Annotated in this window: 21 protein-coding genes; 13 read left to right on the top strand and 8 right to left on the bottom strand. The window is 46.5% G+C overall.

Annotated elements, in window-relative coordinates; translation table 11 throughout:
- Nucleotides 1–8 precede the first annotated feature (8 nt).
- The 3 genes from Pcarn_RS07375 to nhaD all read left to right on the top strand — a co-directional run bounded on the left by Pcarn_RS07375 (nt 9) and on the right by nhaD (nt 3,404).
- Nucleotides 9–1,325, top strand: a complete 1,317-nt coding sequence (locus Pcarn_RS07375; RefSeq protein WP_261833224.1) for a patatin-like phospholipase family protein — start codon at nt 9–11, stop codon at nt 1,323–1,325.
- 396 nt (nt 1,326–1,721) lie between these two features.
- Nucleotides 1,722–1,988, top strand: coding sequence for a hypothetical protein (locus Pcarn_RS07370; RefSeq protein ID WP_261833223.1), 267 nt, complete (start codon nt 1,722–1,724; stop codon nt 1,986–1,988).
- A gap of 42 nt (nt 1,989–2,030) precedes the next feature.
- A complete protein-coding gene (gene nhaD / locus Pcarn_RS07365; protein ID WP_261833222.1) occupies nt 2,031–3,404 on the top strand; it encodes a sodium:proton antiporter NhaD in 1,374 nt (457 codons plus the stop codon).
- A gap of 92 nt (nt 3,405–3,496) precedes the next feature.
- Here the strand turns inward: nhaD and Pcarn_RS07360 are convergent, their stop codons facing one another.
- The 5 genes from Pcarn_RS07360 to trxB all read right to left on the bottom strand — a co-directional run bounded on the left by Pcarn_RS07360 (nt 3,497) and on the right by trxB (nt 12,283).
- A complete protein-coding gene (locus Pcarn_RS07360; protein WP_261833221.1) occupies nt 3,497–6,781 on the bottom strand; it encodes a transporter substrate-binding domain-containing protein in 3,285 nt (1,094 codons plus the stop codon).
- Nucleotides 6,782–7,233: 452 nt separating this feature from the next.
- A complete protein-coding gene (locus Pcarn_RS07355) occupies nt 7,234–7,683 on the bottom strand; it encodes a DUF302 domain-containing protein (RefSeq protein WP_261833220.1) in 450 nt (149 codons plus the stop codon).
- Between the two features lie 78 nt (nt 7,684–7,761).
- Complete coding sequence (cydC, locus tag Pcarn_RS07350) at nt 7,762–9,486, bottom strand: heme ABC transporter ATP-binding protein/permease CydC (RefSeq protein ID WP_261833219.1); 1,725 nt, start codon at nt 9,484–9,486, stop codon at nt 7,762–7,764.
- Nucleotides 9,479–11,254 carry a heme ABC transporter permease/ATP-binding protein CydD gene (cydD, locus tag Pcarn_RS07345; RefSeq protein ID WP_261833218.1) on the bottom strand — a complete coding sequence of 592 codons (1,776 nt, stop codon included), beginning with the start codon at nt 11,252–11,254 and terminating at the stop codon, nt 9,479–9,481. The genes cydC and cydD overlap by 8 nt, the downstream gene beginning before the upstream one ends.
- Before the next feature lie 72 nt (nt 11,255–11,326).
- Entirely contained in the window at nt 11,327–12,283 is a 957-nt protein-coding gene (gene trxB / locus Pcarn_RS07340; protein WP_261833217.1) for a thioredoxin-disulfide reductase, read from the bottom strand.
- A 367-nt stretch (nt 12,284–12,650) separates the two neighbouring features.
- On the opposite strand from trxB, the gene Pcarn_RS07335 reads away from it, so the two are divergent.
- The gene (locus tag Pcarn_RS07335; RefSeq protein ID WP_261833216.1) at nt 12,651–13,286 is read left to right on the top strand and encodes a 2OG-Fe dioxygenase family protein; all 636 of its coding nucleotides are present in this window, start codon (nt 12,651–12,653) and stop codon (nt 13,284–13,286) included.
- Complete coding sequence (locus Pcarn_RS07330) at nt 13,283–14,482, top strand: cysteine desulfurase-like protein (RefSeq protein WP_261833215.1); 1,200 nt, start codon at nt 13,283–13,285, stop codon at nt 14,480–14,482. Before Pcarn_RS07335 ends, Pcarn_RS07330 begins: the two co-directional genes overlap by 4 nt.
- On the opposite strand, the gene Pcarn_RS07325 is transcribed toward Pcarn_RS07330, so the two are convergent.
- Together Pcarn_RS07325 and Pcarn_RS07320 are read right to left on the bottom strand one after the other, a co-directional pair.
- Nucleotides 14,475–15,260, bottom strand: coding sequence for a SanA/YdcF family protein (locus Pcarn_RS07325; RefSeq protein WP_261833214.1), 786 nt, complete (start codon nt 15,258–15,260; stop codon nt 14,475–14,477). The genes Pcarn_RS07330 and Pcarn_RS07325 overlap by 8 nt on opposite strands.
- 10 nt (nt 15,261–15,270) lie before the next feature.
- Nucleotides 15,271–16,959 carry an NAD-dependent malic enzyme gene (locus Pcarn_RS07320; protein ID WP_261833213.1) on the bottom strand — a complete coding sequence of 563 codons (1,689 nt, stop codon included), beginning with the start codon at nt 16,957–16,959 and terminating at the stop codon, nt 15,271–15,273.
- Between the two features lie 494 nt (nt 16,960–17,453).
- Here Pcarn_RS07320 and Pcarn_RS07315 point away from each other — a divergent pair, with 494 nt between their 5' ends.
- The gene (locus Pcarn_RS07315; protein ID WP_261833212.1) at nt 17,454–17,852 is read left to right on the top strand and encodes a hypothetical protein; all 399 of its coding nucleotides are present in this window, start codon (nt 17,454–17,456) and stop codon (nt 17,850–17,852) included.
- 184 nt (nt 17,853–18,036) lie between these two features.
- Here Pcarn_RS07315 and Pcarn_RS07310 read toward each other — a convergent pair whose 3' ends face one another.
- Nucleotides 18,037–18,519: an META domain-containing protein gene (locus tag Pcarn_RS07310; protein ID WP_261833211.1), complete on the bottom strand. Its 483-nt coding sequence runs from the start codon at nt 18,517–18,519 to the stop codon at nt 18,037–18,039.
- A gap of 320 nt (nt 18,520–18,839) precedes the next feature.
- On the opposite strand from Pcarn_RS07310, the gene Pcarn_RS07305 reads away from it, so the two are divergent.
- The 7 genes from Pcarn_RS07305 to Pcarn_RS07275 all read left to right on the top strand — a co-directional run bounded on the left by Pcarn_RS07305 (nt 18,840) and on the right by Pcarn_RS07275 (nt 26,176).
- Complete coding sequence (locus Pcarn_RS07305; RefSeq protein ID WP_261833210.1) at nt 18,840–19,091, top strand: DUF1289 domain-containing protein; 252 nt, start codon at nt 18,840–18,842, stop codon at nt 19,089–19,091.
- Nucleotides 19,092–19,337: 246 nt separating this feature from the next.
- The gene (locus tag Pcarn_RS07300) at nt 19,338–21,176 is read left to right on the top strand and encodes an ABC transporter ATP-binding protein (protein WP_261833209.1); all 1,839 of its coding nucleotides are present in this window, start codon (nt 19,338–19,340) and stop codon (nt 21,174–21,176) included.
- A 14-nt stretch (nt 21,177–21,190) separates the two neighbouring features.
- Nucleotides 21,191–22,702, top strand: coding sequence for an ABC transporter substrate-binding protein (locus Pcarn_RS07295; protein ID WP_261833208.1), 1,512 nt, complete (start codon nt 21,191–21,193; stop codon nt 22,700–22,702).
- Between the two features lie 6 nt (nt 22,703–22,708).
- Nucleotides 22,709–23,626 (top strand): ABC transporter permease, encoded by a 918-nt coding sequence (locus tag Pcarn_RS07290; RefSeq protein ID WP_261833207.1) that lies wholly within the window; start codon nt 22,709–22,711, stop codon nt 23,624–23,626.
- A gap of 5 nt (nt 23,627–23,631) precedes the next feature.
- Nucleotides 23,632–24,486, top strand: a complete 855-nt coding sequence (locus tag Pcarn_RS07285; RefSeq protein ID WP_261833206.1) for an ABC transporter permease — start codon at nt 23,632–23,634, stop codon at nt 24,484–24,486.
- Nucleotides 24,487–24,495: 9 nt separating this feature from the next.
- Nucleotides 24,496–25,668, top strand: a complete 1,173-nt coding sequence (gene iadA, locus Pcarn_RS07280; protein ID WP_261833205.1) for a beta-aspartyl-peptidase — start codon at nt 24,496–24,498, stop codon at nt 25,666–25,668.
- Nucleotides 25,669–25,759: 91 nt separating this feature from the next.
- Nucleotides 25,760–26,176, top strand: coding sequence for a GNAT family N-acetyltransferase (locus tag Pcarn_RS07275; RefSeq protein ID WP_261833204.1), 417 nt, complete (start codon nt 25,760–25,762; stop codon nt 26,174–26,176).
- The last annotated feature ends 18 nt before the right edge of the window (nt 26,177–26,194 follow it).

Raw genomic sequence — 26,194 nt, 5'->3', positions numbered from 1 at the left:
TGATGTAGATGATTGACCGAGTACTTAAACTACTGTTTTTAATCGGCTTCCTATCAGGCTGTGCAACGGTTAATCAGCCTGCGAATACCTTCAAGGATACCGATTTTTCCGATAAAACATCTATTCCGAAAGTTGCACTGAACCCAGAAAATGACGTTACCGTTATATTGGCATTTTCTGGTGGCGGTACTCGAGCAGCGGCTCTCTCTTATGGAGTATTGGAAGAGCTCAAGCGCACTGAGATAGAGATCAACGGCGAGAAGAAACGCCTGCTGGACGAGGTGGATGTTATTAGCTCGGTCTCGGGTGGCAGTTTTACATCGGCATACTACGGCGTTTATGGAGACCAAATCTTTCAAGACTATAAGGAAGATTTTCTCTACATGAATGTCAAAGATGCATTGGTGTCACGCTTCCTTAGTCCATCGCACTGGCTCTCGAGTTGGGGGCGCACGGAGAGTGCAAGCCAATACTATCAAGAGCAGTTGTTTGGTGATGCGACCTTAGGTGATATGCAGTCAGAGCATGGACCAAGGATCATTATCAATGCATCGGACATCACGACAGGTCTTCGTTTCTCGTTCATTCAAGAGTACTTTGGACTGATCTGCTCAGATGCAGAATCTTATCCTGTGTCAAAGGCCGTCGCTGCCTCTGCGGCTGTGCCTGTGTTGTTTGAACCTGTCGTGCTTGAAAACTTGGGCGGTTGCCAGCAGGACGCGTATGAACAACATCTTCCTGAGAATGTCTCCAGCCTTTCTTATCAGTCGCAGCAAACCATGCGGGAGATAGGCGAGTATTCGGATAAAGAGAAGAACAAGTATATCCATCTAGTGGATGGCGGTATTACAGATAACCTAGGTCTATTGGCCATCTATGATCTGTTGGAGCTTGGTCAGATCCATAAGTTTGCCCACTTTCAGCCCTCAGTGACTCCACATCATGTGATCGTGATTTCTGTAGATGCTTCAACCAACCCTGATGACTCCATTGGTTTCAGCGCTGATGTGCCTACTATTGAGCAAACACTGCAGTCGGTTACAGATATTCAACTTCATAGATATAACGATGCCACCAAAGATCTGTTTAAGAAGTCGATGGAGAGGTGGGCAGAGGAGGCATCATCAGATCAAGTCGAGGTTGTTCCTCATTTTATAGAGGTTAATTTCCAAAGCACTGCCAACTTGAATAAGCGTCATTTGTTTAACCAGGTGGTGACTGATCTTTCGCTAGATGATGAGGTGGTGGATCAAATAATCCAAGAGGGCAGTGGACAGTTACGTAACAAGCCAGAGTTCCGAGAGCTGGTTGTTGCACTGAACTAACACTTTTCAGTGAATGCATCTTATTTAGATATATATATTCTAGAAAATAAGGTCTGTAGATTTATTAACAACAACTAAGAATAAGACTAGTAATTTGAGTTAGTAATTTCAGTATATTTACTAGTTATATCACTCTACTTATGCGTGTATATTTTTTGTAAAGAGGAAAATGACCGTGAGTAATGTAATATGAATGAGCATGAAAATATAATTAGAGATTTTCGTTGTCTCAAGTTAATTTTGAATTTGGATTTTTTAAATAATCTTCTTTCTCTAATATCTATATTTGGTTGTACTTTCCTCGTTGCCCTGTCTTGGAATGAAAGTAACTATCTAGCCTTGGTGCTTTCAATCGCAACTATCTTTTATATTTATTCTCGCTATTACGGGCGCGACTTGGGTAACATGCACCGTTTGCCATTGTCTGAAAAGCTTCTGACCGGCTCATTTGTCAGGAAGTATCAGCCGCTAATTGCCAATAACTTCTTCCGCTATTTGTCTACGTTTGAGCGTGCTGAGCAATCTTTAGATAGTTGGGAGTTAGAGAAAGTACGTCAATTCAAGCAAACTAAGTGCTTAGATAATCCAACGGCATTTATTATCTATGACCTTTATCAAGCACACCTAGAAAAGAGTGCTTATTCAATTCCAGAATATAAGTAAGTCTTAATTAAATAATCGCAATAATACTTGGGAGATATTCTTATGAAATATCTTAGAACACTATTATTTAGCTTCTTAGCTATGTGTATACCTCAATATGCGTTAGCCTTTGAATCTCACTCTGAACAACTTGTAGCGATAGATAGTCCGTTAGCTATTTTAGCTTTGGTTATATTCTTTGCTTCTTACCTTTTGGTGATATTTGAAGAGAAACTACACCTTCCAAAATCTAAGCCAATGATCTTTTCAGCGGGTTTGCTGTGGGTTGTGGCTGCTATTGTTGGGAATCAACTAGGAGTAAGCCATGAGACTATGCAAATTGCGGTGACTCATAATCTTGAGGAGTTTGCTGAGCTGTTCTTGTTTCTTCTAGTGGCGATGATTTACATCAATGCGCTAGAAGAGAGGAACATATTTGAAGCATTGAAAGGGTATCTGATTAACCGTGGATTCAATTATCAGCAGCTATTTTGGGTAACCAGTGGTATTGCGTTTGTGCTGTCACCAGTGGCAGATAACCTTACAACAGCTTTGATTATGGGGGCTGTGGTCATGGCGGTTGGCCGTGATAGTCCGAAGTTTATCGCTCAGACTTGTATCGTTATTGTTGTGGCTGCGAATGCGGGTGGCGCTTTCTCTCCATTTGGAGACATTACCACCTTGATGGTGTGGCAGTCCGGACACGCAACGTTTTTTGATTTCTTCCAACTCTTCGTTCCTTCTTTGGTTAATTACCTTATTCCTGCTTTGATCATCTCTCGGTATGTGCCTAAGGGGCAGCCTCTAAAACAAGGTGAGTTTGTAGAGGTTAAAAGCGGAGGGTTTCTGGTGGTAGGCTTGTTTCTAGCAACGATTACGCTAGCAGTGACCTTCGAGAACTTGCTAGGTTTGCCACCATACTTAGGGATGATGTTCGGCTTGTCTTTGCTATTCCTAACCATTTATTTGAAAAAACGTCAGTTGCAAAAGGGGCATGAGGATTCAGAGTTCAATGTGTTTAGTAAACTGGCTATACCAGAGTGGGATACCTTATTGTTTTTCTTCGGCGTGATGTACTGCGTTGGCGCACTGGGTTTCTTGGGATATCTCACCTCCATTTCACAGGTGATGTATGGTGATTGGGGCGCGACTGCGGCTAACGTAACAGCAGGTGCAATATCAGCCATCATCGATAACATCCCCGTTATGTTCGCGATTCTAACCATGCAACCAGACATGGATCACTTCCAGTGGCTATTGATTACCTTTACGGCGGGTGTTGGTGGAAGCTTGCTGTCGGTAGGCTCGGCCGCTGGTGTGGCACTTATGGGCACAGCTAAGGGGCACTACACCTTTATGGCGCACCTAAAGTGGACTTGGGCAATTGGTCTGGGTTACGCAGGGGGAATTATTACCCATTTCTTGTTGAACTCTTAGCTGAGTTTCAATAAGCAGAAATCTTGTACTCACACGTGATATTTGCTGAGCACAACGCCTCAAATTGAGGCGTTGTGTGTTGGGGAAAGTGATCAGCGATCTAGAGGAAGATCGACGGTAATGATTGTGCCTTGGTCACTCGATTGGATGTCCAGTTTAGCTTTAATGAGACGGGCTCGTTCAGTAATGCTTTGCAGACCAAGACCAGGGGAGAGCATAGCCTCTTGGACATCAAAGCCAATACCGTCATCCATCACCTTCAGAATTAAGTGTTGATTGATGATACTGAGGGTCACTTGTACCTTTGACGCCTCTGAGTATTTGGCAATATTGCGCAGTGATTCTTGGGTAATTCGAAACAATCCCAACTCCGCCTCTTTACCAAGCTCTACCTTATTGGCTGTGGTTTCGAAATCCACCGCAATCATTTCCCGATCCACATAGTTTTTAATCTCTGATTTCAGTGCGTCAATCAAGCCTAAATCATCGAGGATAGAAGGATGGAGTCTTCTAGAGATACCGTGGATATCCTTAGCCACTGTAATGATGTTCTGTTTTACTGCATTGAGCTTATCTTTTGCCGGCAAGAGGTCCTTATCTTGCTCTAGGGTACCGATAGAGAGTGAGAGCACAGCAAGGCGTTGGCTTAAGTCATCGTGTAACTCGCGCGCGACACGTCGTCTCTCTTCTTCTTGAACGTTGAGTAGTTTAGAGGTCAATGAGCGAAGTTCGTTCTCATTTTGAATGACTTTCAGTTCGGCTATTTTTCTTTCGGTAATGTCCTGAACGATGCCTGACGCGTGGTTGAGCTTACCGTTAGATTCAAAGGTAAGCTCTGCAACTTCACGCACCCACTTTTCTTCATTGCCTACACTGATGCGGTATTCGTGTTGGTACAATCCTGTCTTGAGCGCGCGTTTCCAGCTTTGTTTGATTCCCTCCAAGTCGTCTGGGTGGACAAAACTGCGGTAGTCTTCCTGAGTAAGAGAAAACTCTGAACCCAAACCAAGCAGGGTGCGGATTTGGGGGGATATCTGAACGAGCTCTCTTCTGTCGTTGAGTTCCCAACTGCCAATCTTAGCGACTCGCTGTGCATTGGTCAGTCGTTTGTCGTTTTCGGCCAGTATTTTAATGGTCTTGGCTTTATTGAGTGTAATCAAGATGGTCGACAAGGTGATGAGCAGTAGTGTTACACCTAAAACCCAGAAGATAATCGACTGCCAATCTATGCGGTGCACAATTTTAACCGTGGTCCATTTGTCCATCAGTTTGTCGATTTCATCCGGACCCAGATTCGTGATCATCCTATTGAATAGAGTGAGTAACTCTGGCTTAGATTTGTTGACGGCTATGGCTAATTCAAATCTGAATTCTGTTTCAGCTGAGGCAACAATATTCTCGAGGTTATACTCGTTGATGGTGTGGTACATCACATGTGGACTGGCGGCTGCCGCGTCTATCTTGCCATCGGATAGTGCTCGATAGACATCCACGCCATTTTTATAGGTAACAAAGTTGAGGTTAGGGTAATTAGCCCTTAGCAAATTAGCGACCGAAGAATTCTTACTAATACCAACGCGATAACCCGCTAGTTCATCAAGGTTGTTAAAATACGGGCCATCATCATGGGAAAATATAGTGAGGTTGTAGGTCAGTATGGGAGTCGTTAGCAGCACTTCCTGCTTGCGCTTTTCGTTGATGTTAATAGTAGGTATGTAGTCGATCTTTCCGTCTAGCAATGCCTGATAGGTTTCACTCCAATTTGGATAGTCCACATAATAGCTGTCGACCTTATACTGGCTGTTGAACTCTTTAATAAGATCTGATGCCAGTCCTCCAAATACGCCATCTGAATCCACATACGAGTAGGGAGAATATTTCTTCGGCTGTGAGAAGACCAGCCTGCGATTGCTGTCGAGCCATAGTTTTTCCGCATCGGTCAGAGATTCAATGAGTGATTTCTGGCTGTAAGATCGATTGAACCACTTTTCTCTGAGTTGCTTCTTCTCTTCTGTGGTTACCGCCAATATCGCCTTATTTAATATAGAAACCAACTCCGGCCAATCATTCCTTACCGCAAAGTGCGCCTTCTTTGGTTTTTCTAGCTCTTCTATGCCTAGATGTCCCCGTGACTCCAGGTTGGTTAAAAACTTTTGTGCGATATAGGTATCACAAATGCTCGGGTAACAGAGGAAGTAATCGGCTTCGCCTTTGAGCACCGAGTTCAAACCACCTAGATTAGTGTCGACGCTAAATAAATTAATGGAGGGGTAGTTCTGGCTCAGATGCCTTTGCTCGACGCCATCCCGCAATACCGCGACCCGCTTGTTTGCTAATTGCTCGAAGTTACTGATAATGGCTTGGGATTTTCTGCCATAGAGCAAGTTAGGAGAGCCCGTATAGTAGGAGTAGGTATAGCTGAGATACCGCTCCCTATCATCCGTCTTGCTCGCTAGATGGAGCATGTCTATGTGTCTGTCTTCTGCGAACTGTTTGAACTCACTCCAGGTATTTCCTTGTACGAACTCAAAAGTCAGTCCCGCTTTTTGACCTAATAGCTTGAGGTATTCCACTGAATAGCCAGAAGGTTTCCCGTTTTCATTGAAATCAAAGGGGGAGGAGTCACTGAGGTTGTTGGTACGAATAACAGGAGTGCGTTCTATCCACTCTTGCTCTTGTTGAGTAAGGTTAAGGCGTGCTTGCTGCGGTTGTCTCAAAAGCCATTTATCTTGTAAGACTTGCAGTTCTTTGGGGCTTATATTGGCTCTTGCTTTCTCTAGCAACGTCATCATGTGAACCGGTTCACTCCTGCTATACAGGACATGTATGGGCTTAAATAGGTTGCTAATTTCATCGATGCTAGATTGCGATTCTATATTGTTGATCAATGCGGTTCGAAGGATATAGTTGACGATGGCGTAATCGGTGAACAGGACATCCGCTTTTCCTGCAGATATCTGGGCGATAGATTCTTCTACACTGTCAGACTCTACGAGTGTTAGCTGAGGGTATTTCTCTTTTAAAAGCTTTGTAACGGTAAAGTTTTTCTGAGTCGCCACCCTAAGCGGGAATATATCTTGGAGGCGATTAATCGTGATGTTGGCGTCTTTGCGGGTAAACGCGTGGATGACTCTAGGTACTATTATGTCTCCAAAGTAAAAATCATCTCTGTATTCTTCCTTTATAGAAGAGGTGATCATGTTGTCTAAGCCACTTTGGATTCTTGCGCGCTCTTCGGCTCGATTATTTACTATGGTCCAACTGACTGGTACCCCAGCTTTTTTTCCCATCAAGTTGATGTAGTCAATCAGGTATCCGGTTGGCTGATTGTTTTGCACATAAGTGAAAGGTGGTAGGCCCGATCTTGACACACTCATACTGATTTGACCGCCGTCATCTAACCACATTTTTTCTTGAGTGCTTGGTTTAATTGGTGAGGCGAGAGCGCTTTGTAAGGCTAGTAAACAAATAATGAGGAAGGTAATGAGGTGTCTGTACTTATTCATTTCTACCCATGTAAGCTGATGGATGTCGTTTGGCTTATAAAGCTTAGGACAAAACATGGGTATCGTAGATTTGAGGTCGTAAAACTGTGAATAAACGGGGCGTTTCGTGTTTTGTTGTCTATCTAATAGTCAGCCAGATAGAAATGCACTTTTCGGTTAAGGAGGTTCTGTCCATTTACGTGCTAGGGATTAGTTTCGAAGATCGATGAAATAATTTTTTGTTTCTGAAAAACACCTTACTAGGTTTATAGAGACTAGTAAGGCGTTCGAGATCATGTACTAACCCAAAACAAAAGGAGCGCGCAATAGCTTGCCCCCAGGGGTTATTGGGTTGCAACTTTGGCAAAGTTGGCCAGTGCTTTGGATACCTTGTTTAGCACCTCATCACAGCCTTCGATTTGATGGCGCTGCTTTAGATACATAGGGTCGTTGTAGCTAAGCCATACCTCGCCGCTTTCATCCTCGTAGATTAATGCTTTTTGTGGCAGATCTATTGCTACGGATTGCTCACATACCATTAAGGGAGAGCCGACCTTGGGGTTACCAAACACGACTAACTCCGTGGGCTTTAAATCGATTCCAACGCTTTTTGCTCCTGCAGAATGGTCGATGACCGCAAATACCTTCATCCCTTTGGACTCCAGTGCTTTTTCGAGATTATCTACCGTAGTATTCACGTCATGGGCACTCTTTACCGCAATAATGCCATCACTACTGTCTGCGAATACCGAACTGCTTAATAACACCAAGATACTGAGAAAAAGAACCCTCATGGTTGGAACTCCTTTAGAAAACTTGGATAGAAGTATAGCGGGTAATAAAAAGGCCAGATTGATATCTGGCCTTAGTGTTTATGCTAGTGACTGATGCAGCTCAAAATAGCGCTGCTGCTGTTTAAGCAAAGTTTGATGATCACCTTGCTCTACTATCTCGCCTTGTTCGAGGACAACTATGTGGTCCATCTTATCCAGTCCCACTAGGCGGTGCGTTACAAACAGAACCGTCTTGTTTTGGTAGTGAGATTCAAGAAGCTCGATAATTTGCGCTTCGGTATTCTTATCCAAGCCTTCGGTTGGCTCATCAAGAAGCAGGATAGGGGCGTTGTGCAGTAGACCACGCGCGATGCCAATACGGCGACGCTCGCCACCGGATAGCTGACGACCACCCTCACCAAGCCACTGTTCTAGCCCCTTGTTATCTAGAAGGTGCGCTAGACCCACGTCGATAAGCACGGCTCTTAAACTATCATCTTGCGCGTTTTCATCTGCAATCAGAAGGTTGTCGCGCAGACTGCCATTGAGGATATCCACACGTTGGCTTACTACCGAGATAAGTTGACGAAGCTGAGCCTCATCAAAGCTTGATATAGCACGGTCACCAATGCGAACCTCGCCACCTTGAACATCCCAAAAGCGGTTAAGGAGCTGCAGTAGTGTCGATTTACCACTACCTGTTTTACCTAGAATAGCGACCTTATTACCACCCTTGATAGTTAGCGAAAGCTCCTTAAGGACGTCAGCTTTGTCATAGGCAAAGCTGACCTTGTTAAATTCAATGGCTGGCGCAGTAGAGGTCTCTAAGTGCTCGCTGTTTTCAGGGAACTGAACCTCAGGTTCAGCGCTGATGATCTCGTTAAGACGGCGCGCAGAAGAGAGTGTTTGACCAAGGTATTGGAAGGCACCTGCGATTGGCATTAGCAATTCAACGCTCGCTAGGGTGGCAAATACCACCAAGGCGATTATTGGACTCGGCTCAGCACCGCCGATACCGTCAGCTGAGATCCAGAAGATAAGTAGCAAGGTAAAGCCGTTTGCTAGCAGAAGTAGGCTGTTGGCAAGGCCTGTAATATGCGCATTGAAGGCTTGGTTCTTCATCAGCTCATATTGAGCGTTCAGGATCTTATCGCGATAGCGTTTTTCTGCGCCGAAGATAAGAAGCTCGCTATGACCTGAAATCCAATCCAATGCACGAATACGAAGGTCGGCACGATGCTCAGTAAGACGCTCACCATTGCGCTTACCTAGCTTATAAAAGATGACTGGCCAGCTAAGAACCAATACCAGCAAGATACCAGCAAGGGTAATACCTACGCTTGGGTCAAACCAGGCTAGGAAAGCGCCAAGACAGGTGATACCCATCAGGCTCAAGATCACCGGGCTTACCAGTCGCAGATAGACATGATCCATCGCGGATACATCGGCAACTAAGCGGTTTAGCAGGTCGGCATCACGTACGTTAGCGACACGACCGGGTATTAGAGGCGTTAACTTTTCAAAGAAGAATACACGCAGATCAGTAAGCAGCTTAAAGGTAGCGTTGTGCGACACCACGCGCTCACCCCAGCGACCTGCTGTACGCCCCATAGCAAGGCCACGTACACCGCCACCCGGTAGCATATAGTTAAAGGTTTCACGAGCGATCGTTAGGCCAGCAACTGCAGCGGCGGATAGGAACCAGCCAGACAGGGTCAGAAGGCCGATAGAGGCAAATAGGGTCAAAAAGCCCAGTAGCATGCCCAGAGATAGACCGAACCAGTGCTTTTTATATAGTTTCAGATAAGGAAGCAAATCACGCATCTAGGTCACCTCCTTCTGTGTTTTGGTGCTTAAGCATGGTCTGGAATGTGCCTTGCTCTTTGAGTTCATCGAAATGACCTTGCTGAGTTATCTGACCACGTTCTAGAACTAGGATCTGATCCATCTTCTGTAGGTTATTGAGTTGGTGAGTGACCATAAGCGTGGTTTGCGCCTCAAGAACTTTATCCAGACTCTGATTAATCAGTTTCTCACTTTGAGCATCTAGGCTTGCGGTTGGCTCATCTAAGATCCAGAACTTGCCTTGTTGCAAGATGGCGCGGGCTAGGGCGATACGCTGCGCCTGACCCACAGATAGGCCTCCTGAGCGATCTGAGATGGCGTAATCTAGACCCAGATGGTCGACAAACTCATCGGCATGGGCATCGATAATCGCAGATGAGATCTGCTCTTTGCTAAATGGCTTTTCAGAAAGGTTGAGGTTCTCTTCAATAGTGCCGTGTACTAGAAGCGGGTTTTGACCAACCCAACTGATAGCATCGCGATACTGCTCTAGGTTCAGTTCGCTAAGTTCAACACCATTTACCTTGATACTGCCTTGATAAGGCAAGAAACCGAGCAGAGCATTGACCAGTGAGGTTTTACCTGCGCCACTTGGGCCAACCAGAGCAGTCTTCTTGCTTGTATCTAGATTGAAGCTCACAGGGCCAACTAACTTAGTGCCATCCGGAGTGCTAACGATAAGCTCGGTTGCTTGTATAGAAAGCGAATCCGTTTCTGGAAGCGCGGTATTGCTCGAATCCTTTTGCTCGCTCTCTGGCGTATTTAGAAAATCAACGATGCTTTCTGCTGCACCTATCGCTTGTTGCTTGGCGTGATAGAAGGTGCCAAGGTCTCTAAGAGGTTGATAGAACTCAGGCGCAAGGATCAAGATAAACAGACCGGTAAACAGGGTAACGGTCGTACCGTAGTGACCGAAATTCAGCTCGCCAATAAAGGTAAAGCCGAAATAGACCGCGGTTAGCGCGATGGAAATCGAAGTAAAGAATTCAAGTACCGCAGAAGATAGGAAAGCGATACGTAGCACGCCCATGGTGCGCTCTCGAAATACCTCCGAGGCTACGTGCATGTGCTCTTTTTCCGCTTTGGCGCGGTTAAACAGCCTGATGGTGGTCATTGCCTGCAATCGGTCATAAAAATGACCCGACAGACGCTGGAGCGCTTTGAAGTTCTTGCGGTTCGCTTCTGCGGCTTTCTTACCCACCAATGCCATAAAGAATGGGATCAAGGGTGCAGTGAGCAGGAATATCATGCCGGCAACCCAGTTTTGTGGGAATACCACCACCAAAATTATCAGAGGGACTATGGCAGAGAGTGCCATCTGCGGTAGGTATTTAGCGAAGAAATCTTGCATCTCTTCCACCTGCTCGATGAGCATAGTGCCCCATGCCCCTGCAGATTTACCCTTAATATGGGCAGGCCCCAAACGGCGCATTTTATCTAGGATAAGACCACGGATATATTTACGGATTTCTTCACCGCTGCGATAGCCAGTGATTTCTCTTACCCAGGCTAAAGCACTGCGGATAACAACAGTCACACCTAGGCCAATGAAGTAGGGGATCAGCTCGTATTTGTCTCTGTGCTCAATGATCAGACTATGCAGGGTATGAGCAATAAGCCCAGCCTGTATGATCAGAGCGATAGCCGAGGCAACGCCGGCAAGAACGGAGATAGTTAACCAGCGTTTAGCCAGTTTGCTTTGAGACTTAAGCCACTGGCTTAAATCTCGCTGGGTCTTCTTATCCATGAAACCTGAATTTTCTTGGGAATAACGAAAAGCGCCCAGTTTATAGCAAACTGGGCGAAATAGAATGAGAAGTTAGTTTTCTTGTTCGTCTAGGAAACGCTCTGCATCTAGGGCTGCCATACAGCCACTACCTGCTGAGGTGATTGCTTGACGGTATTGATTGTCCATCACGTCACCGGCTGCGAATACACCAGGGATGCTGGTTTGGGTTGCGTTACCGTTTAGACCCGAGTTCACCACGATATAGTCGTGGTTCATATCCAGTTGGTCTTTAAAGATGCCCGTGTTTGGCTGGTGGCCGATCGCGATAAATGCGCCCATTACATTCACAGTCTCCACTGCATCGCTCTTGGTGTCTTGGATCTTAACGCCCGTTACGCCCATATCGTCACCCACGACTTCAGCAAGAGTGCGGTCGGTATGCAGAACGATATTCCCACTCTCAACCTTATCCATTAGGCGTTTGATTAAGATCTTTTCAGCGCGGAAAGTATCGCGGCGGTGGATCAAATGTACTTTAGAAGCGATGTTTGAAAGATATAAGGCTTCTTCAACGGCTGTATTACCGCCACCAACAACAGCGACTTCTTGGTTACGATAGAAGAAACCATCACAGGTAGCACAAGCCGAAACGCCGCGACCCTTGAATGCCTCTTCTGACTCTAGGCCAAGGTATTTCGCTGATGCGCCGGTCGCGATAATAAGTGCATCACAGGTGAATTCGCTGCTGTCGCCATAAAGCTTAAATGGGCGTGACGAAAGGTCTACCTTGTTGATGTGGTCGAAGATGATCTCAGTATCGAATTTCTCTGCGTGAGCCTGCATGCGCTCCATCAGCAGAGGACCTGTTAGCTCGTTTGCATCACCTGGCCAGTTTTCCACTTCAGTGGTGGTAGTGAGCTGACCACCTTGTTGCATACCAGTTACGATCACTGGGTTTAGATTAGCGCGCGCGGCGTAGATGGCTGCGGTATAGCCAGCAGGGCCTGAGCCAAGGATAAGTAGTTTGCAGTGCTTAACAGTAGTCATAGATTTTTATCATTGTTGTTGCGAAAAAGAAGGCGTTTAATCTGTATCTAACGCCTTGTTATAACTCGATTGTATGTAATTCGGCTAAGTAATTAAAGCAGGTTTAATACTTGCTAATAGTTCTTTAAAAAACAGCGATTTATCTTAATACATGGTGATTAATTCCAAATTTTCAAGGTCTCTCGTTGCAAAACTGGATTGTTATAATGATAAGCGTTCGCAATTTGGTCTGTTGTTCTGTTTATTTCATAAAGTCGAGAAATTTAACTGCTAAAACTTGATTTGGGAGTATAAATAATAAACATTTTAGTAAAGATACAAGTTTATATGCGGTGGTAAGTAGACAGAACTCATCAGGAGGTGACCTATGTTACATGGACATGAAAATTTGTTGCAGATCGCTCACTTAAGTCAAGCCTGTGTAGAAGAGCTTACCCCAAGCTTCGATGCACTCCCTCACACCAAGCATGCCGATGGTGATTACCGACTAAGGCGTTATTCAGTCGTCACACTCAACGGCGATAAAGTTGTCGAAGAAGACCAACACACTTTTGTTCAAACCTCTGATATTAATCATTTTCAAGGCGACGTCGTACGCCGTTTTGAACCCCTCGAACTGAACACTCTAAACAGTAAAGGCCTTCTTGAGATGTGCCAGATCTTCTCTGAAGCCAACGAGCTTGAAGATGGCCATCCCATTGAAATTCACCAAATGCGCATAGACGCTATCTATGATGAAACCCCAGTTGCTCCGGAAGGTGTGCATCAAGACGGCTTCGATGCCATCGCCCTAGTTGGGATTCATCGACACAACATAGTCGGCGGTGAGGTGATGCTGTATGAAGATAGCCATCAGGCACCTTTCTTTAGGAAGGTACTTAATGATGGTGAGATTACGCTTCTTGATGATCATGACCTTTGGCACAACGCCCAACCTATCTATCGTGTCGATTCAGAGCAAGAGGGGCACATGGATGTGTTTGTGCTAACGGCGCACAAATGATGGATGCCCACAAACTAGCGAGTCAGTTTCCTTCAGTGGTGAGCGTCCGATATCAGGGGATCGTTCTGGCCGATGGCCCAGGTGGCGCTCAGTTCTGTCAATCTGCCATAGATGCGGTGACTAGGCAGATGCAATCATTGAATGCCAATCTTGGCGGGGAGTTTGAGGCAAGTCGAGAGTTGGTGGAGTTGACTGGGAATACCCGGCAATCAGTAGCGACATTCATGAACGCAGAATCCCCCAACTGCATCAGCTTTGGGCCTAATATGACCAGTTTGGCGTTTCACTTTAGCCGTATGTTGGGACAGAAGATTAGCCGCAATCACAATATCCTAGTCACTGAACTCGATCATCACGCCAATGTTTCATGCTGGCAACAGGTTTCAAAAGACTCTGGTTGTGAGTTACGGGTAGCCCCTTGTGATGTTTTGGGAGAGTTAGATATTGAGGCGCTATTGTCGCTCATTGATGACAATACCTCTATTGTTGCGGTGACTGGCGCATCTAACATTACCGGTTCTATCACCGAGCTTGGACCCATAATTGAAAAGGCACACAAACATGGCGCCATGGTATTTGTTGATGCCGTCCATTTAGCGCCCCATTGCTTGATAGATGTGCAGGCGTTGGATGTGGATATCCTACTTGCCTCAGGTTACAAGTTCTTTGCCCCCCATGTGGGCATAGCTTATGTAAAGCCAAGTCTAGAGATAAGTCCAATCAAGGTTTCAGTCGCACCAAGTGCTAGACCTAACTGTTTTGAAACCGGGACGGTGAATTTTCCGGCTCTTAGCGGTCTCAATGCTGCGATTCATTATCTTGGAACCCTTTCAGAAGAGGCATTTTCGAGGCAGTCGCTATCTAAAAGCTTTCAATTAATCTCGCAGCACGAACAGGCGCTAAGTGAGCGTTTTATAGCTGGCTTGAAAGGGTTACCTAAGTTCATCCTGTATGGACGAGAAACCGAACGCACTCCAACTTTTGCACTTTCCCACCGTGAAGTAGATGCGCCACGACTCGCAAAACTATTGGCAGAGCAGGGCGTAAATAGTTGGGCCGGACATATGTATGCCGAGGAGCTGATCAAGCGAATTGGTTTATCCGAGCGCGGCGGGATCTTAAGGCTCGGCTTTATGCACTACAACACACTGCAGGATGTGGATGATGTGTTGGACGTATTAAGAAGCGTTAATTAGTCGCGCTCGCCTGACTGACCTTTTCAGGAAATACATATTGCGGCATCAGAGGTTCATATTGGTAGGGTAGCAGTTCCAGAATCGGAACCTGCGGGCCCATAAACTTGGGTTGAGTGTTGATGATATAAAGATCCAGCAGTGCCTTTATACGAGCAAAGACCTCACGCACCCTTACGTTAAACCATGAGGTAGGCATAGGCGAGGGCACTCCCACACAGATGGCATCTGCATCGTAATATTTCGCGATAAACAGAGCGCGGTCGCAGTGGAAGGTTTGGGTCACTACCGCAAAGTCATTCAGATTAAAGATCTGTTTGGCACGAACGATAGAGTCTAGGGTTCTAAACCCTGCGTAGTCCAAGAAAATCAGCTGTTCAGGAACGCCCGCTTTAAGCAGGTCTCGTTTCATGGTCCAAGGCTCATTGTAGCTTCGATGGGCGTTGTCACCGCTTAGCAGAAAGCCTTTCACCTTGCCTTGTTTGTATAACTCGATGGCAGCATTGATGCGATAGGTGTAGTAAGGGTTGAGGGTTCGACCAATATATTTGCTGGTGCCTAATACTAGGGCGATATCGCGAGAGGGGGCGGCTTCTACATCTTTATAGATACGGTTTTGCGCACTGAAGCTCATCCATACATCGACTGAGCTCAGCAGTATGATAACCGACAAAAGCATGCCTGTAGCGACTAAAAGCAGCCACAGGCCAAATCGATACAATGAGCGCCAATTTAGATATTGGCGCCATTGTGTTAGGCGATGCTTTAACTCCCTTAGCATGCCCAATCGCTTAGAACGAGGTACGTTTGTAGCGACGGTAAACAGGTTGCCAGAAGTGGTTATCGATAGCCTGTTCGATTGCTTGGTCAGTGATCTCAAGCGCCACGCCTTGCTTGATAGCTTGTTTCGCTACCGCAAATGCGATCTTCTTAGACACGCCGTGGATCTCTTCTAGAGGCGGTAGCAATGCACCACGACCTTGTTGCGCCAGCGGAGAACACTCTGCCAGTGCACGGCTCGACTCCATCAGCATCTCATCAGTGATGCGAGAAGCAGAAACCGCCAATACACCTAGACCGATACCAGGGAAGATGTAGCTGTTATTACACTGAGCAATCTCGATGCGCTTGCCTTGATGAAGCACAGGCTCAAATGGGCTACCGGTTGCTACAAGTGCAGCGCCATTAGTCCACTCGATGATGTCTTTAGGCACAGCTTCAACTCGGCTAGTCGGGTTTGACAGTGGGAACACGATAGGGCGCTCGCAGTGCTTGTGCATGGTTTCAATAATTTGCTGACTAAAGATACCAGGTGCACCCGATACACCGATAAGCACGGTAGGTTTTGCGTTTTCTACTACGTCCAATAGAGAGTAGTCAGCACCTTCTGCTTGCCAATCTTGCAGGTTCTCAGGCTTCTGAGCCAGAGGTTTTTGGAAATCAAGAAGGTTAGACATACCCTCTTGCAGTAGGCCCCAACGGTCTACCATGTAAACCTGTGAGCGTGCTTGCTCTTCGCTTAAGCCTTCTGCCTGCATCTGAGCAACGATAGCTTCTGCGATACCACAACCTGCTGAACCTGCACCTACAAAGGTCACACGCTGATCAGACAGCTTGCTGTTTGCCGCATGACAAGCCGCCATCAGTGAGCCAACGGTTACCGCAGCTGTACCTTGGATATCATCATTGAAGCAGCAGATACGGTCTTTGTAGCGGTTTAGAAGAGGCATAGCGTTCTTCTGCGCGAAGTCTTCGAACTGCACAAGCGCGTCAGGCCAGCGGCGCTGAACCGCTTGAATGAACTCTTCTACAAACTCATCGTACTCGGCACCCGTGATACGCGGATGACGCCAACCCATATACATAGGGTCTGCCAGGCGCTGCGGGTTGTTGGTACCCACATCTAGAACGATAGGTAGGGTGTAAGCTGGGCTGATACCACCACACGCGGTGTATAGCGATAGCTTACCGATTGGAATACCCATACCACCAATACCTTGGTCGCCTAGACCAAGAATACGCTCGCCATCGGTCACTACGATTACCTTAACGTTATGAGTCGAGGCGTTGTTCAGTAGATCATCGATGCGATCGCGGTTTTGGTAAGAGATAAATAGGCCACGGCCACGGCGATAGATGTTCGAGAACTTCTCACATGCTGCGCCTACAGTCGGGGTATAAATAATTGGCATCATCTCCGTGATGTGATTTTGTATCAAGCGATAGAATAGGGTCTCATTCGTGTCTTGAATGTTTCGCAGATAAATATGACGATCCATGTCATTGTCGAACTGTTGATACTGCTGATAGGCACGTTCAACCTGCTCAGCGATGGTTTCAGTTGCCTCAGGCAATAGGCCTTCAAGGTTGAAACTCGCACGCTCTGAAGCGGTAAAAGCACTGCCTTTATTAAGAAGAGGAGTACTAAGGAGCGCAGGGCCTGCGTGAGGAATATACAAAGGACGTTTGTCGTTTTTCATGGAGATTCGCGTGTGGGTGGATTAGGCGTTAAATTTGCTGTGCATTGTACGAGATCCATTTCTCAAATTGAATTGGCAAGGGACTAAATTTTTGTCAATTGTTATGCAAAACCGTGTTCGAGTCGTGCTTTTGGTTGCAATCTTGTTGCATGCCCCAAGTTGCCTAGCCTCGGCTAGTACTTTATGGGTAGATTCTAGAGCTATGATATAGAAAGTATAGAAAAGCCCTGGATGGTTGCTTCGATAATCCATTGCCAGAATTTATGAATCTAACCTCAACAGTCTTTAAGAAAAACTGGATTCGAGCGCAACAGAATTCTAAATCTTTGTTACACAAAAGAAGGTTTAACTTGTAATTTAGTTAACAAGCTGTTGCATATAGAACTTTGAGGTATGAGTAAAGGATATATTGGAACGATAATTTATACGCTCTTGTTATCAATACGCCTACAGTTAATAGTAGATAACAAGCGATAGATACCAGAGTGTTATTCATGGAAAAGTCACAGCGCATTACCGCAAGTTTTGACTATACAGATTTCTTAGCGCACTCCAGCGCAAGTCCAAGGTGGCGATTTATTGATGCCCTGCAGTCTATTGCTCCGATTTTTTCTACCACATGGCGTCATCAACTCGCCTCTGAGAGCAAGCAGGATAAAGAGCAGTTATTGTGGGAGAGTGCCCTAGTGCATCTTTCTTCTACCAATGGAGATGAGAGCAATCTGTCGAGGTTGATGAAACTGGCACGTTCACAAGGCATTGAGTGTCTAATGCTGTCACTACCGTATTCGTTTGAGCCGTCTCAGATTGAAGATATTGAGGTGAAAGGTCGGGTGGAGATAAAGGTGCTCGATGAAGAGCATTGGAAGGTTAAAATAAAAGCTGCGCATTAGCGCAGCTTTTTTATATCCCCTTCTTACTTGAAGATGCTGGGGCTGGCCTCCCAGGGGTGTTGGCTGGCCTCGCCACTGGAAGGCCAGCCCCGCACCATCACATAGTTTATCTATGCTCAGGCGCTTGCCTCGTTAGCCGCCTACCAGCATCTCCAATTACTTTGGGTATATCACAAGTTTGGAATTAGTTTTTCCAATCTTTCAAAGTGAAGGTTAGGTTATGCTGAGAGTTGTGCAGTTCAAGCGTCTCTTTAGTTAGTTTCACTTCGCTCCACTCACCTAGGGCTTTAGAGAAAGCCATCTCAGTATCCATTACACCTTCAGGGCACATTTTCATGGTCATACCCATCTGCTCGATGCGGAACTTGCCGTCTTTTAATTCAGCCTGACCGAAGAAGTTGTTACAACCCGCGTGGCCGTTCGCCGACATTTTCTCACCGACTTCTAGGGTAGGAGCTTTGAAGTTCTCCATTACCTCTAGTGGCTGACCGTCAATCGCTGTCAGTTCCCAGTGATGGTGTTGCAGGCTAGCTTCGCTCACTTGCATCATTTCCATCGAGTCTTCCATTTTTCCATCTTTTGCCATGTTAGCCTCTTCCGATTTACCCATAGTTGAGCAAGCTGATAGCAGCATAGCGACAGAAACAGCGGTTAGCGTTTTATACATAGTTATACTCCAATTGAGTCATTTACCCTTCTTACTAGAAGTTGCAGGGGTGTTGGCTAGCACTCGCTCTCCCCATCACATAGTGTATCTATGCTCAGGGGCTTCGCTCGCTTGCCGCCTACCTGCAACTCCTATTACTTTGGGTAAACATGCATTTTGTTGATGTGAAATAAGTCTAAGACATTAACCGGATAGTGTGTCAAAAATGGGTTAAATACATGGAAGACAACGCATTTTTCTGATTCGAAATAGGTTAGATATTGGCGTATATAACTGGCCTGCATTAATCTTAAGTGAAAGTAATTGATAGGATGTATTGAGTGGAGCAGTTAGATTTTTTTGATGTACCGAGCCCTTGCATAGGCGTGTGCAGTGTCGATGATCGCGGCTACTGCAAAGGGTGCATGCGAAAAAGAGAAGAGCGCTTTGCTTGGCAGACCCTAACTCCTGTTCAAAAACAGCATGTGATCAAACTCTGTCGCCAAAGATACAGACGTAAGATAGCGAAGAAAAATAACAAACCCGCCGAGATAGAAGAGGTAGAAAATAACCCTCAAGATTCCCTATTCTAGTTACGTATATAAAAGCCAACAAAAATACGCTGGATATGCAATAGCTTTATATTCCGCTTCACTGTAAAAATGCATTTATCTGATTTGCAATTGTATTATTTAATAAAACTTCCTCCTTATGCGTAGATCGCAACTAAAACAGTGGGTTACGTGCTTTGAAAATATAGTTTCCATATTTCCATATTAAACCTTGCTCTGGTTTTCATTATTTTGAAAGAAATTTGAAGATAACTGGGCAAGGAATTAATGAGCCAACTACTGCAAATAAACGATCTCAATGTCGCTTTTAAGACCATGCAGGGTCAAAAGAAAGTGCTTCACGATGTCAGTATTGATGTGAGTAAAAACGAAATACTGGCTGTAGTAGGGGAGTCTGGCTCAGGTAAGTCGGTGATGAGTAAAGCCATCATGGGATTACTTGGCAGCAAGGCTTCAAAACAAGGACAGATCTTCCTTCACGACAGCAAGCTTAGCGACAAACCTTTGGAAATGGTTTCTATGTGTCGTAAGCAGGCTCAGCAAATCCGCGGTGATGAGATATCCATGATATTTCAGGATCCAATGACCTCTCTTAACCCGCTAATGACAGTGGGAATGCAGATCGCAGAAGCGGTGCAGATCCACCAGAAAAAATCCAAAGCCGAAGCCATCGAAGAAGCGGGTCGTATGCTAGATCTGGTTCGTGTGCCATCAGGCCGTCAGGTTCTTAACGTATATCCACACCAACTCTCTGGTGGTATGCGTCAACGTGTAATGATTGCAATGGCACTGGCTTGTAAGCCAAAGCTTCTGATTGCCGATGAGCCGACCACAGCGTTGGATGTAACCATTCAGGCGCAGATCTTGGGTCTGATTCGTGAGCTTCAGACTGAGCTTGGTATGGGTGTTATCTTTATTACCCATGACATGGGCGTGGTGCATGAGGTGGCAGACCGAGTAGCTGTGATGTATCACGGTGATATCGTTGAGACTGGTACTCTAAATCAGGTATTCCTTGAACCAAAGCATGCCTACACCAAGGCGCTTTTAAAGGCGGCGCCTAAGCTTGGCTCTATGCGTGGTAAAGCCGTACCGCATAGCTTTCCTGTTCTTTCTATGGAAGAGGAGCTCAAGGGCAATACCACCTCTGTTGAGATCCCTGGTAAGCCAGTAGATTACTCAGAAGCACCGCTGCTGACTGTCGACCGTTTGCACGTTGTTTTTCCTCGCAAGCATAACTTCTTTGGCAAGGTGACCCATCAGGTTCACGCCGTTAATGATGTGAGCTTTAAGCTGTGGAAGGGTGAAACCCTTGGCGTAGTAGGTGAGTCTGGCTCAGGTAAATCAACAATCGGTAACGCGATTCTCGGTCTTCTTGAAGAAGCGACTGGCGATATTCGTTACAAGGATATCGACCTTTTAAATCCAACCTCAGCCGAGCGCAAACTGGTGAAGAAAGACGTTTCCTTTATCTTCCAAGACCCACTTGCGTCCCTAAACCCGCAGATGACCATAGGTGAGTGCGTGGAAGAGCCGTTTATCATCCACGAGCCACAGATGAGCAAGCACGAACGTGAGCAAAAGGCCAAAGAGCTACTGCAAAAGGTAGGCATCAAACCAGAACTTTACCGCCATTATCCGCACGAATTTTCCGGCGGTATGTTGCAGCGTGTAAACATCGCTCGCGCCCTAACGACACAACCAAAGATCATTGTTGCCGACGAGTCCGTATCGGCGCTAGATGTATCGGTGCAGGCGACCGTGCTTAACCTAATGCTTGAGTTGCAAAACGAATTTGGCATCTCATTCATCTTTATCTCTCACGATATGGCCGTTATCGAGCGCGTATGTCATCGCGTGGCTGTATTGACCAAAGGTCAGCTTGTTGAGATTGGTCACCGCCAAGAGGTATTTGAAAATACCCAGCACAGCTATACCCAAAAGCTGTTAGCGGCCATCCCATCTATCGACTCAGAGCGCGAAGCGCCGAAGCAATTCGAACTCTTAACTGACGATATCCCAGATCCAATTTTCCCAGTCGGTCAGATCCCAACGCCTGTCCAGCTGGTGGAACACTCTCCAACTCATTTTTCAGCAAATGAATAACAAAGGAATGCAAAATGAACACAACTAAAAAAACTCTAGTGCTAGCCGTGGCACTCGGTCTAAGCGCGAATGCGTTTGCCGCTCAAGACAAGGTAGTGGTTGCTTCAACCGCAACCGTTCAAACGCTTAACCCGCATAACGCGGGTGTGACAATGGATATGAGCATCGCCAATGCTATCTATGATGGTCTATTCAAGTTCGACGAGAACATGCAGGTTCAGCCAAACTTAGCCACAGGCTATGAGGTTAAAGACAATGGTAAAACCTATGTGATTAACCTTCGTGAAGGCATCAAGTTTACTGATGGCACAGCGTTTAATGCTGAAGCGGTGAAGTTTAACTTCCAAGATGAGATCGATAAAAAGCAGCGTCGTGCCTCTCTTCTTAGCAACGTGGAAAGCTTCAAGGTTCTGTCTGAGTACTCACTGCAAGTTAACCTTAAATCGCCTTCCAACACCTTTATCAACAACATCACTCACCCAAGCCAGGGCATAATCAGCCCAGCGGCTATCGAGAAATACGGGGAAGATATTAAGTCGCACCCAGTAGGTACAGGCCGTTTTGTACTGAACAAGTGGATTCGTGGTTCTAAGATCGTAATGGATGCGAATCCGAACTATTGGGGTGAACCGGTTAAGGTTCAGCACCTTGAATTCCGCGCTGTACCTGAGGCGGGCTCTCGTCTAGCTATGCTGAAAAGTGGTCAAGCACAGGTAATGCTTCAGCTTCCAACCACCATGAAGCCAGCGGTTTCAGGTGACAAGAAGCTAGATGCTATTGCATCGCCTTCAATCATTGCGCGTTACTATGCGATTAATACTCAAAACCCAATCCTAGCGAATGCTGATGTGCGTCGCGCCCTTAACTATGCCATCAACAAGAACGCATTTAAGAAGGTGGTATTCAGCGGTCAGGCGGATCTGATGGAATCGGTTATTCCAAACAAGATCGAGACCTTCGAAGCGCAAACCCCTTACGGCTATGACGTAGCTAAGGCGAAAGAGCTTCTAGCGAAAGCGGGTTATGCCGATGGTTTTGAGGCGGTGATCTGGGCTAAGAACACTACGACCAGCATGCGTGCGGCTGAGTTTATTCAGCAGCAACTGTCCGCTATCAAGGTTAAGACTACTATCGTTCCTCGTGACGTAGCCAGCCACTACTCGGCAGGTGATGGCATCAACAATGATGGTACGCCACCAGTGCTGTTTGATTCAGGTTGGTCTTCTTCATCAGGTACGGTTGACTGGGCTACGCGTCCACTGTTTAGCTCTAAGCAAGACGGCACTTCAAACTACAGCTACTATCAGAATGCGAAAGTGGATCAGTGGTTAGTGGATGGTCAGAAGACGCTAGACCCAGTAGAGAAAGCAAACATCTACCACAATGTTCAGTCGACTATCTGGAATGACGCTGCAGGTCTATGGACCACAGTTGATACACAGCTTTGGGCTAAGTCTAAAAAGGTGAAAGGCATCACTATGCTACCGGACGGTTCTCTAGCTATCACTGACGTTCACTACGAGTAATAAAGCATGTCGCAGTATATTGTAAAACGACTACTAGGCATGATCGGCGTGATGTTCCTGATCGCTGTGATTGCATTCTTGTTCGTTCACATGTTACCGGGCGACCCTGCGAAAATGATTGCTGGCTTAGATGCCAGCAGTCAAGACATTGCAGCTGTTCGTCATGAGTTAGGACTTGATCTACCACTATTTGTGCAGTTCCAGCACTTTTTGGTCAATCTGGCTCATCTCGACCTTGGTAAGTCCATGGTAAACGGCGATTCAGTATTCCAACTGATCGCAGCCCGTTACAAGGTAACCGCTACTCTAGCACTAGTGTCTCTATGGTTTATCCCTGTGGGCATCATCCTTGGCGTTATCGCTGCAGTTTATCAATCGAGACTGCCTGACCGCGTGAGTATGGTGGTTGCGGTATCGGGTATCTCAGTACCGGACTTCTGGTTTGGTTTGATCCTGATCCAGATCTTTGCGGTGAAACTAGGCTGGTTTAACCCAACCGGTTTTGAGGGTCTAAAAGACTTGGTTCTTCCGTCATTGACTCTAGGTACGGTAGGTACGGCTATCATTGCACGCTTCTCTCGCTCGGCGTTTTTGGATGTGCTTTCTGAAAACTATATTCAGACCGCACGAGCTAAGGGTTTGATGGAAACACGAGTGCTGTTCAAACATGCATTTCGTAATGCCATGCTGCCTATCATCACGGTTATTGGCCTACAGATCGGCTTTGTTCTTAGCGGTTCTATCGTGGTGGAAAGCATCTTTGGCTTGCCAGCGCTCGGCTCGTTTTTGATCGATAGCGTAAATGCCCGTGACTATCCGGTGGTGCAGGCACTGCTGATCCTCTATTCGTTCCACTTTGTATTGATCAACTTCGTGGTTGATATCCTGTACTCGGTGGTAAACCCACAAATTAAGATGAAGTAGGTCATATGAGCTCTAAAACTCTATCTCCAATGGCGATGTTTTTGATTCGCTTTAAACGAGAGAAAACCGCAATAGTAGCGCTGTGCATCCTGCTTGTTATGGTCGTTATGGCTATCGGTGCACCCATGTTCTTGCACTACACAGCAACGGATGTGGACTACAACAATATTCTTACCACTCCTTCATGGGAGCACTGGGCGGGAACCGACCTCTATGGTCGCGATAACTTTGCTCGCTTGGTTTACGGTGCACGTATCTCGCTATCGGTAGGCTTCTTGTCGGTCACCATAGGTGTGATTGCGGGGACCTTCTTAGGTGTCGTTGCGGGTTATTATGGCGGTATCCTAGATGCCATCATCATGCGTGTCGCAGATGTACTATTCGCCTTCCCAAGCTTCCTGCTGGCTATCGGTATCGTGGCGGTTCTGGGTGGCGGTATTGTGAACGTAATTATTGCCATCGCTATCTTCAGTACCCCAATGTTTGCTCGCATCGTGCGCTCTCAGACGCTATCGGTTTTGAACTCTCAGTATGTGCGTGCGGCTAAAACCATGGGTGCGAGCAGCGCACGCATCATGTTTAAACACATTATTCCATCTACGGTAAGTAGCGTATTGGTGTACTTCACCATGCGCGTGGGTACCTCGGTTCTGACAGCTGCTAGCCTTAGCTTCCTTGGCCTTGGTGCTCAGCCACCGTCGCCGGAGTGGGGCGCTATGCTGGCATCGAGCCGCGACTTTATGGCGGTGGATGGCTATATGTATCTGACACTATTCCCAGGCCTTTGCATCTTCCTAACGGTACTGTCTTGTAACGTGCTAGGTGATGGCATTCGCTCGGCACTTGACCCTAAAAACTAAGGACGTTTTATGCAGGTATTAATCAAAAACGGTGAGGTTTACGCACCGGATTATGTGGGCAAAAAGGATATTCTGTGTGCTGGTGGCAAATTAGTTGCCATTGAAGAGCACATTGATGAAGCAGGCCTTGCGGGTGAAGTCGAGGTCATCGATGCCAAGGGCAAGAATGTGGTTCCAGGCTTTGTGGATACCCATCAGCACTTTATCGGTGGTGGTGGTGAAGGTGGCTTTGCTACCCGCACCCCTGAGCTTAAGCTGACCGACCAGACACTAAATGGTGTCACTACTGCTCTTGGTCTTTTGGGTACAGACGATCTGTCTCGTCATGTTGAGAGTTTGCTGGCTAAGACCATGGGCTTTCGTGATGAGGGCATTAGCACCTATATGATCACAGGCTCTTATTTCTTGCCATCGCCAACCATTACTGGCTCGGTGATGAAAGACATCGCCTTTATCGAACCTGTGGTTGGCGTGAAGCTTGCAGTCTCTGATCATCGCGGCCCGTATGTGACCAACGAAAACCTGACTCACTTGGTGGCTGAGGTACGTAATTCCGCTTTGGTATCAGGCAAAGCGGGCATTATTACTGTACACGCGGGTGCGGGTAAGAAGGGACTGTCTCAACTCCTAGAAGTTCTGGATGAGAGTGACTATCAAGCGGAGCGCTTTGTACCGACCCATATCAACCGAATGGACGTGTGGGAGCAGGCGGTGGAGCTTGCTAAGCGCGGCGCCATCATAGACGGTACGGCGGTTTCTGAAGACTCATTGCAGTCCGGCCGTAAAGCGCTTTCTTGCGCCGAGGCAACCAAGCGCTCTATAGAACTTGGTATTAAGGATAACTTTACCTTTAGCTCGGATGCGGGTGGTTCGTTACCAAAATGGAATGAAGACCGCACTCGTATTGTCGGTATGGGTGTGGGTACGCCAAGCTCACTATTAGAAGAGGTGAAGCGTGGCGTGGAATGCTTTGAACTTAGTCTAAGCGATATCCTAACCCCTATCACCAAGAATGCAGCAAGGCAGCTCGGTCTAGATAAATTCAAAGGTCAGCTAGCGGTGGGCTTTGACGCGGATGTGGTGCTACTTGACTCACAAAGCCTAGATCTCACTCATACCTTAGCTAAGGGCCGCGTGATGGTGGCTGACGGCGTGGCAGTGGTAAAAGGCACCTTCGAATAATCAGGCTGCTAACTAAATAAAGATATGCGTCCATGGCATCTTGTTGCGATGGGCGCTTTTTTGTATGTTGGAGAAAACCAAAAGGGACGTTATGAAGATTCAAATAGAAGTAGTGGATTGGTCGCGAGAGGCGGATATCAGGTCTGTACGAAATGCAGTGTTCAGTGAAGAGCAGGGCATAGACTCAGCGCTAGACTTTGATGGGCAAGATAAAGATGCGATGCATGCGCTAGTGATTGCGGAAGGCAAGCCAGTTGGAACAGGGCGCGTTTTATCGGATGGTCATATTGGAAGAGTATGCGTATTGAAGTCTCATCGCGGTTTAGGGCTTGGAAGAGATATCACCAAGGCGCTTGTGGAGAGTGCGAGAGAGCAGAAGCTGTCCTGGGTATATTTGAATTCTCAGGCACATGCTATCGATTTTTACAAAGAGCTTGGCTTTGAGACCCATGGTGAAGGGCATATGGAAGTGGGAATACCGCATCAGGCGATGAGGCTAGAGTTTTAGTTTATTCAAAAAAGGTGA

It is taken from the genome of Vibrio ishigakensis (assembly GCF_024347675.1).
Taxonomy (GTDB): Bacteria; Pseudomonadota; Gammaproteobacteria; order Enterobacterales; family Vibrionaceae; genus Vibrio; species Vibrio ishigakensis.
Note: the sequence above shows the minus strand (reverse complement) of the source record. Positions and strands in the feature narration are given on the sequence as shown.

Coding starts and splice junctions, on each gene's coding strand:
- Pcarn_RS07375 (WP_261833224.1), top strand. CDS start 9: ATGATTGACCGAGTACTTAAACTACTGTTTTTAATCGGCTTCCTATCA.
- nhaD (WP_261833222.1), top strand. CDS start 2,031: ATGAAATATCTTAGAACACTATTATTTAGCTTCTTAGCTATGTGTATA.
- Pcarn_RS07360 (WP_261833221.1), bottom strand. CDS start 6,781: ATGAGTGTGTCAAGATCGGGCCTACCACCTTTCACTTATGTGCAAAAC.
- Pcarn_RS07355 (WP_261833220.1), bottom strand. CDS start 7,683: ATGAGGGTTCTTTTTCTCAGTATCTTGGTGTTATTAAGCAGTTCGGTA.
- cydC (WP_261833219.1), bottom strand. CDS start 9,486: ATGCGTGATTTGCTTCCTTATCTGAAACTATATAAAAAGCACTGGTTC.
- cydD (WP_261833218.1), bottom strand. CDS start 11,254: ATGGATAAGAAGACCCAGCGAGATTTAAGCCAGTGGCTTAAGTCTCAA.
- trxB (WP_261833217.1), bottom strand. CDS start 12,283: ATGACTACTGTTAAGCACTGCAAACTACTTATCCTTGGCTCAGGCCCT.
- Pcarn_RS07335 (WP_261833216.1), top strand. CDS start 12,651: ATGTTACATGGACATGAAAATTTGTTGCAGATCGCTCACTTAAGTCAA.
- Pcarn_RS07330 (WP_261833215.1), top strand. CDS start 13,283: ATGATGGATGCCCACAAACTAGCGAGTCAGTTTCCTTCAGTGGTGAGC.
- Pcarn_RS07325 (WP_261833214.1), bottom strand. CDS start 15,260: ATGCTAAGGGAGTTAAAGCATCGCCTAACACAATGGCGCCAATATCTA.
- Pcarn_RS07320 (WP_261833213.1), bottom strand. CDS start 16,959: ATGAAAAACGACAAACGTCCTTTGTATATTCCTCACGCAGGCCCTGCG.
- Pcarn_RS07315 (WP_261833212.1), top strand. CDS start 17,454: ATGGAAAAGTCACAGCGCATTACCGCAAGTTTTGACTATACAGATTTC.
- Pcarn_RS07310 (WP_261833211.1), bottom strand. CDS start 18,519: ATGTATAAAACGCTAACCGCTGTTTCTGTCGCTATGCTGCTATCAGCT.
- Pcarn_RS07300 (WP_261833209.1), top strand. CDS start 19,338: ATGAGCCAACTACTGCAAATAAACGATCTCAATGTCGCTTTTAAGACC.
- Pcarn_RS07295 (WP_261833208.1), top strand. CDS start 21,191: ATGAACACAACTAAAAAAACTCTAGTGCTAGCCGTGGCACTCGGTCTA.
- Pcarn_RS07290 (WP_261833207.1), top strand. CDS start 22,709: ATGTCGCAGTATATTGTAAAACGACTACTAGGCATGATCGGCGTGATG.
- Pcarn_RS07285 (WP_261833206.1), top strand. CDS start 23,632: ATGAGCTCTAAAACTCTATCTCCAATGGCGATGTTTTTGATTCGCTTT.
- iadA (WP_261833205.1), top strand. CDS start 24,496: ATGCAGGTATTAATCAAAAACGGTGAGGTTTACGCACCGGATTATGTG.
- Pcarn_RS07275 (WP_261833204.1), top strand. CDS start 25,760: ATGAAGATTCAAATAGAAGTAGTGGATTGGTCGCGAGAGGCGGATATC.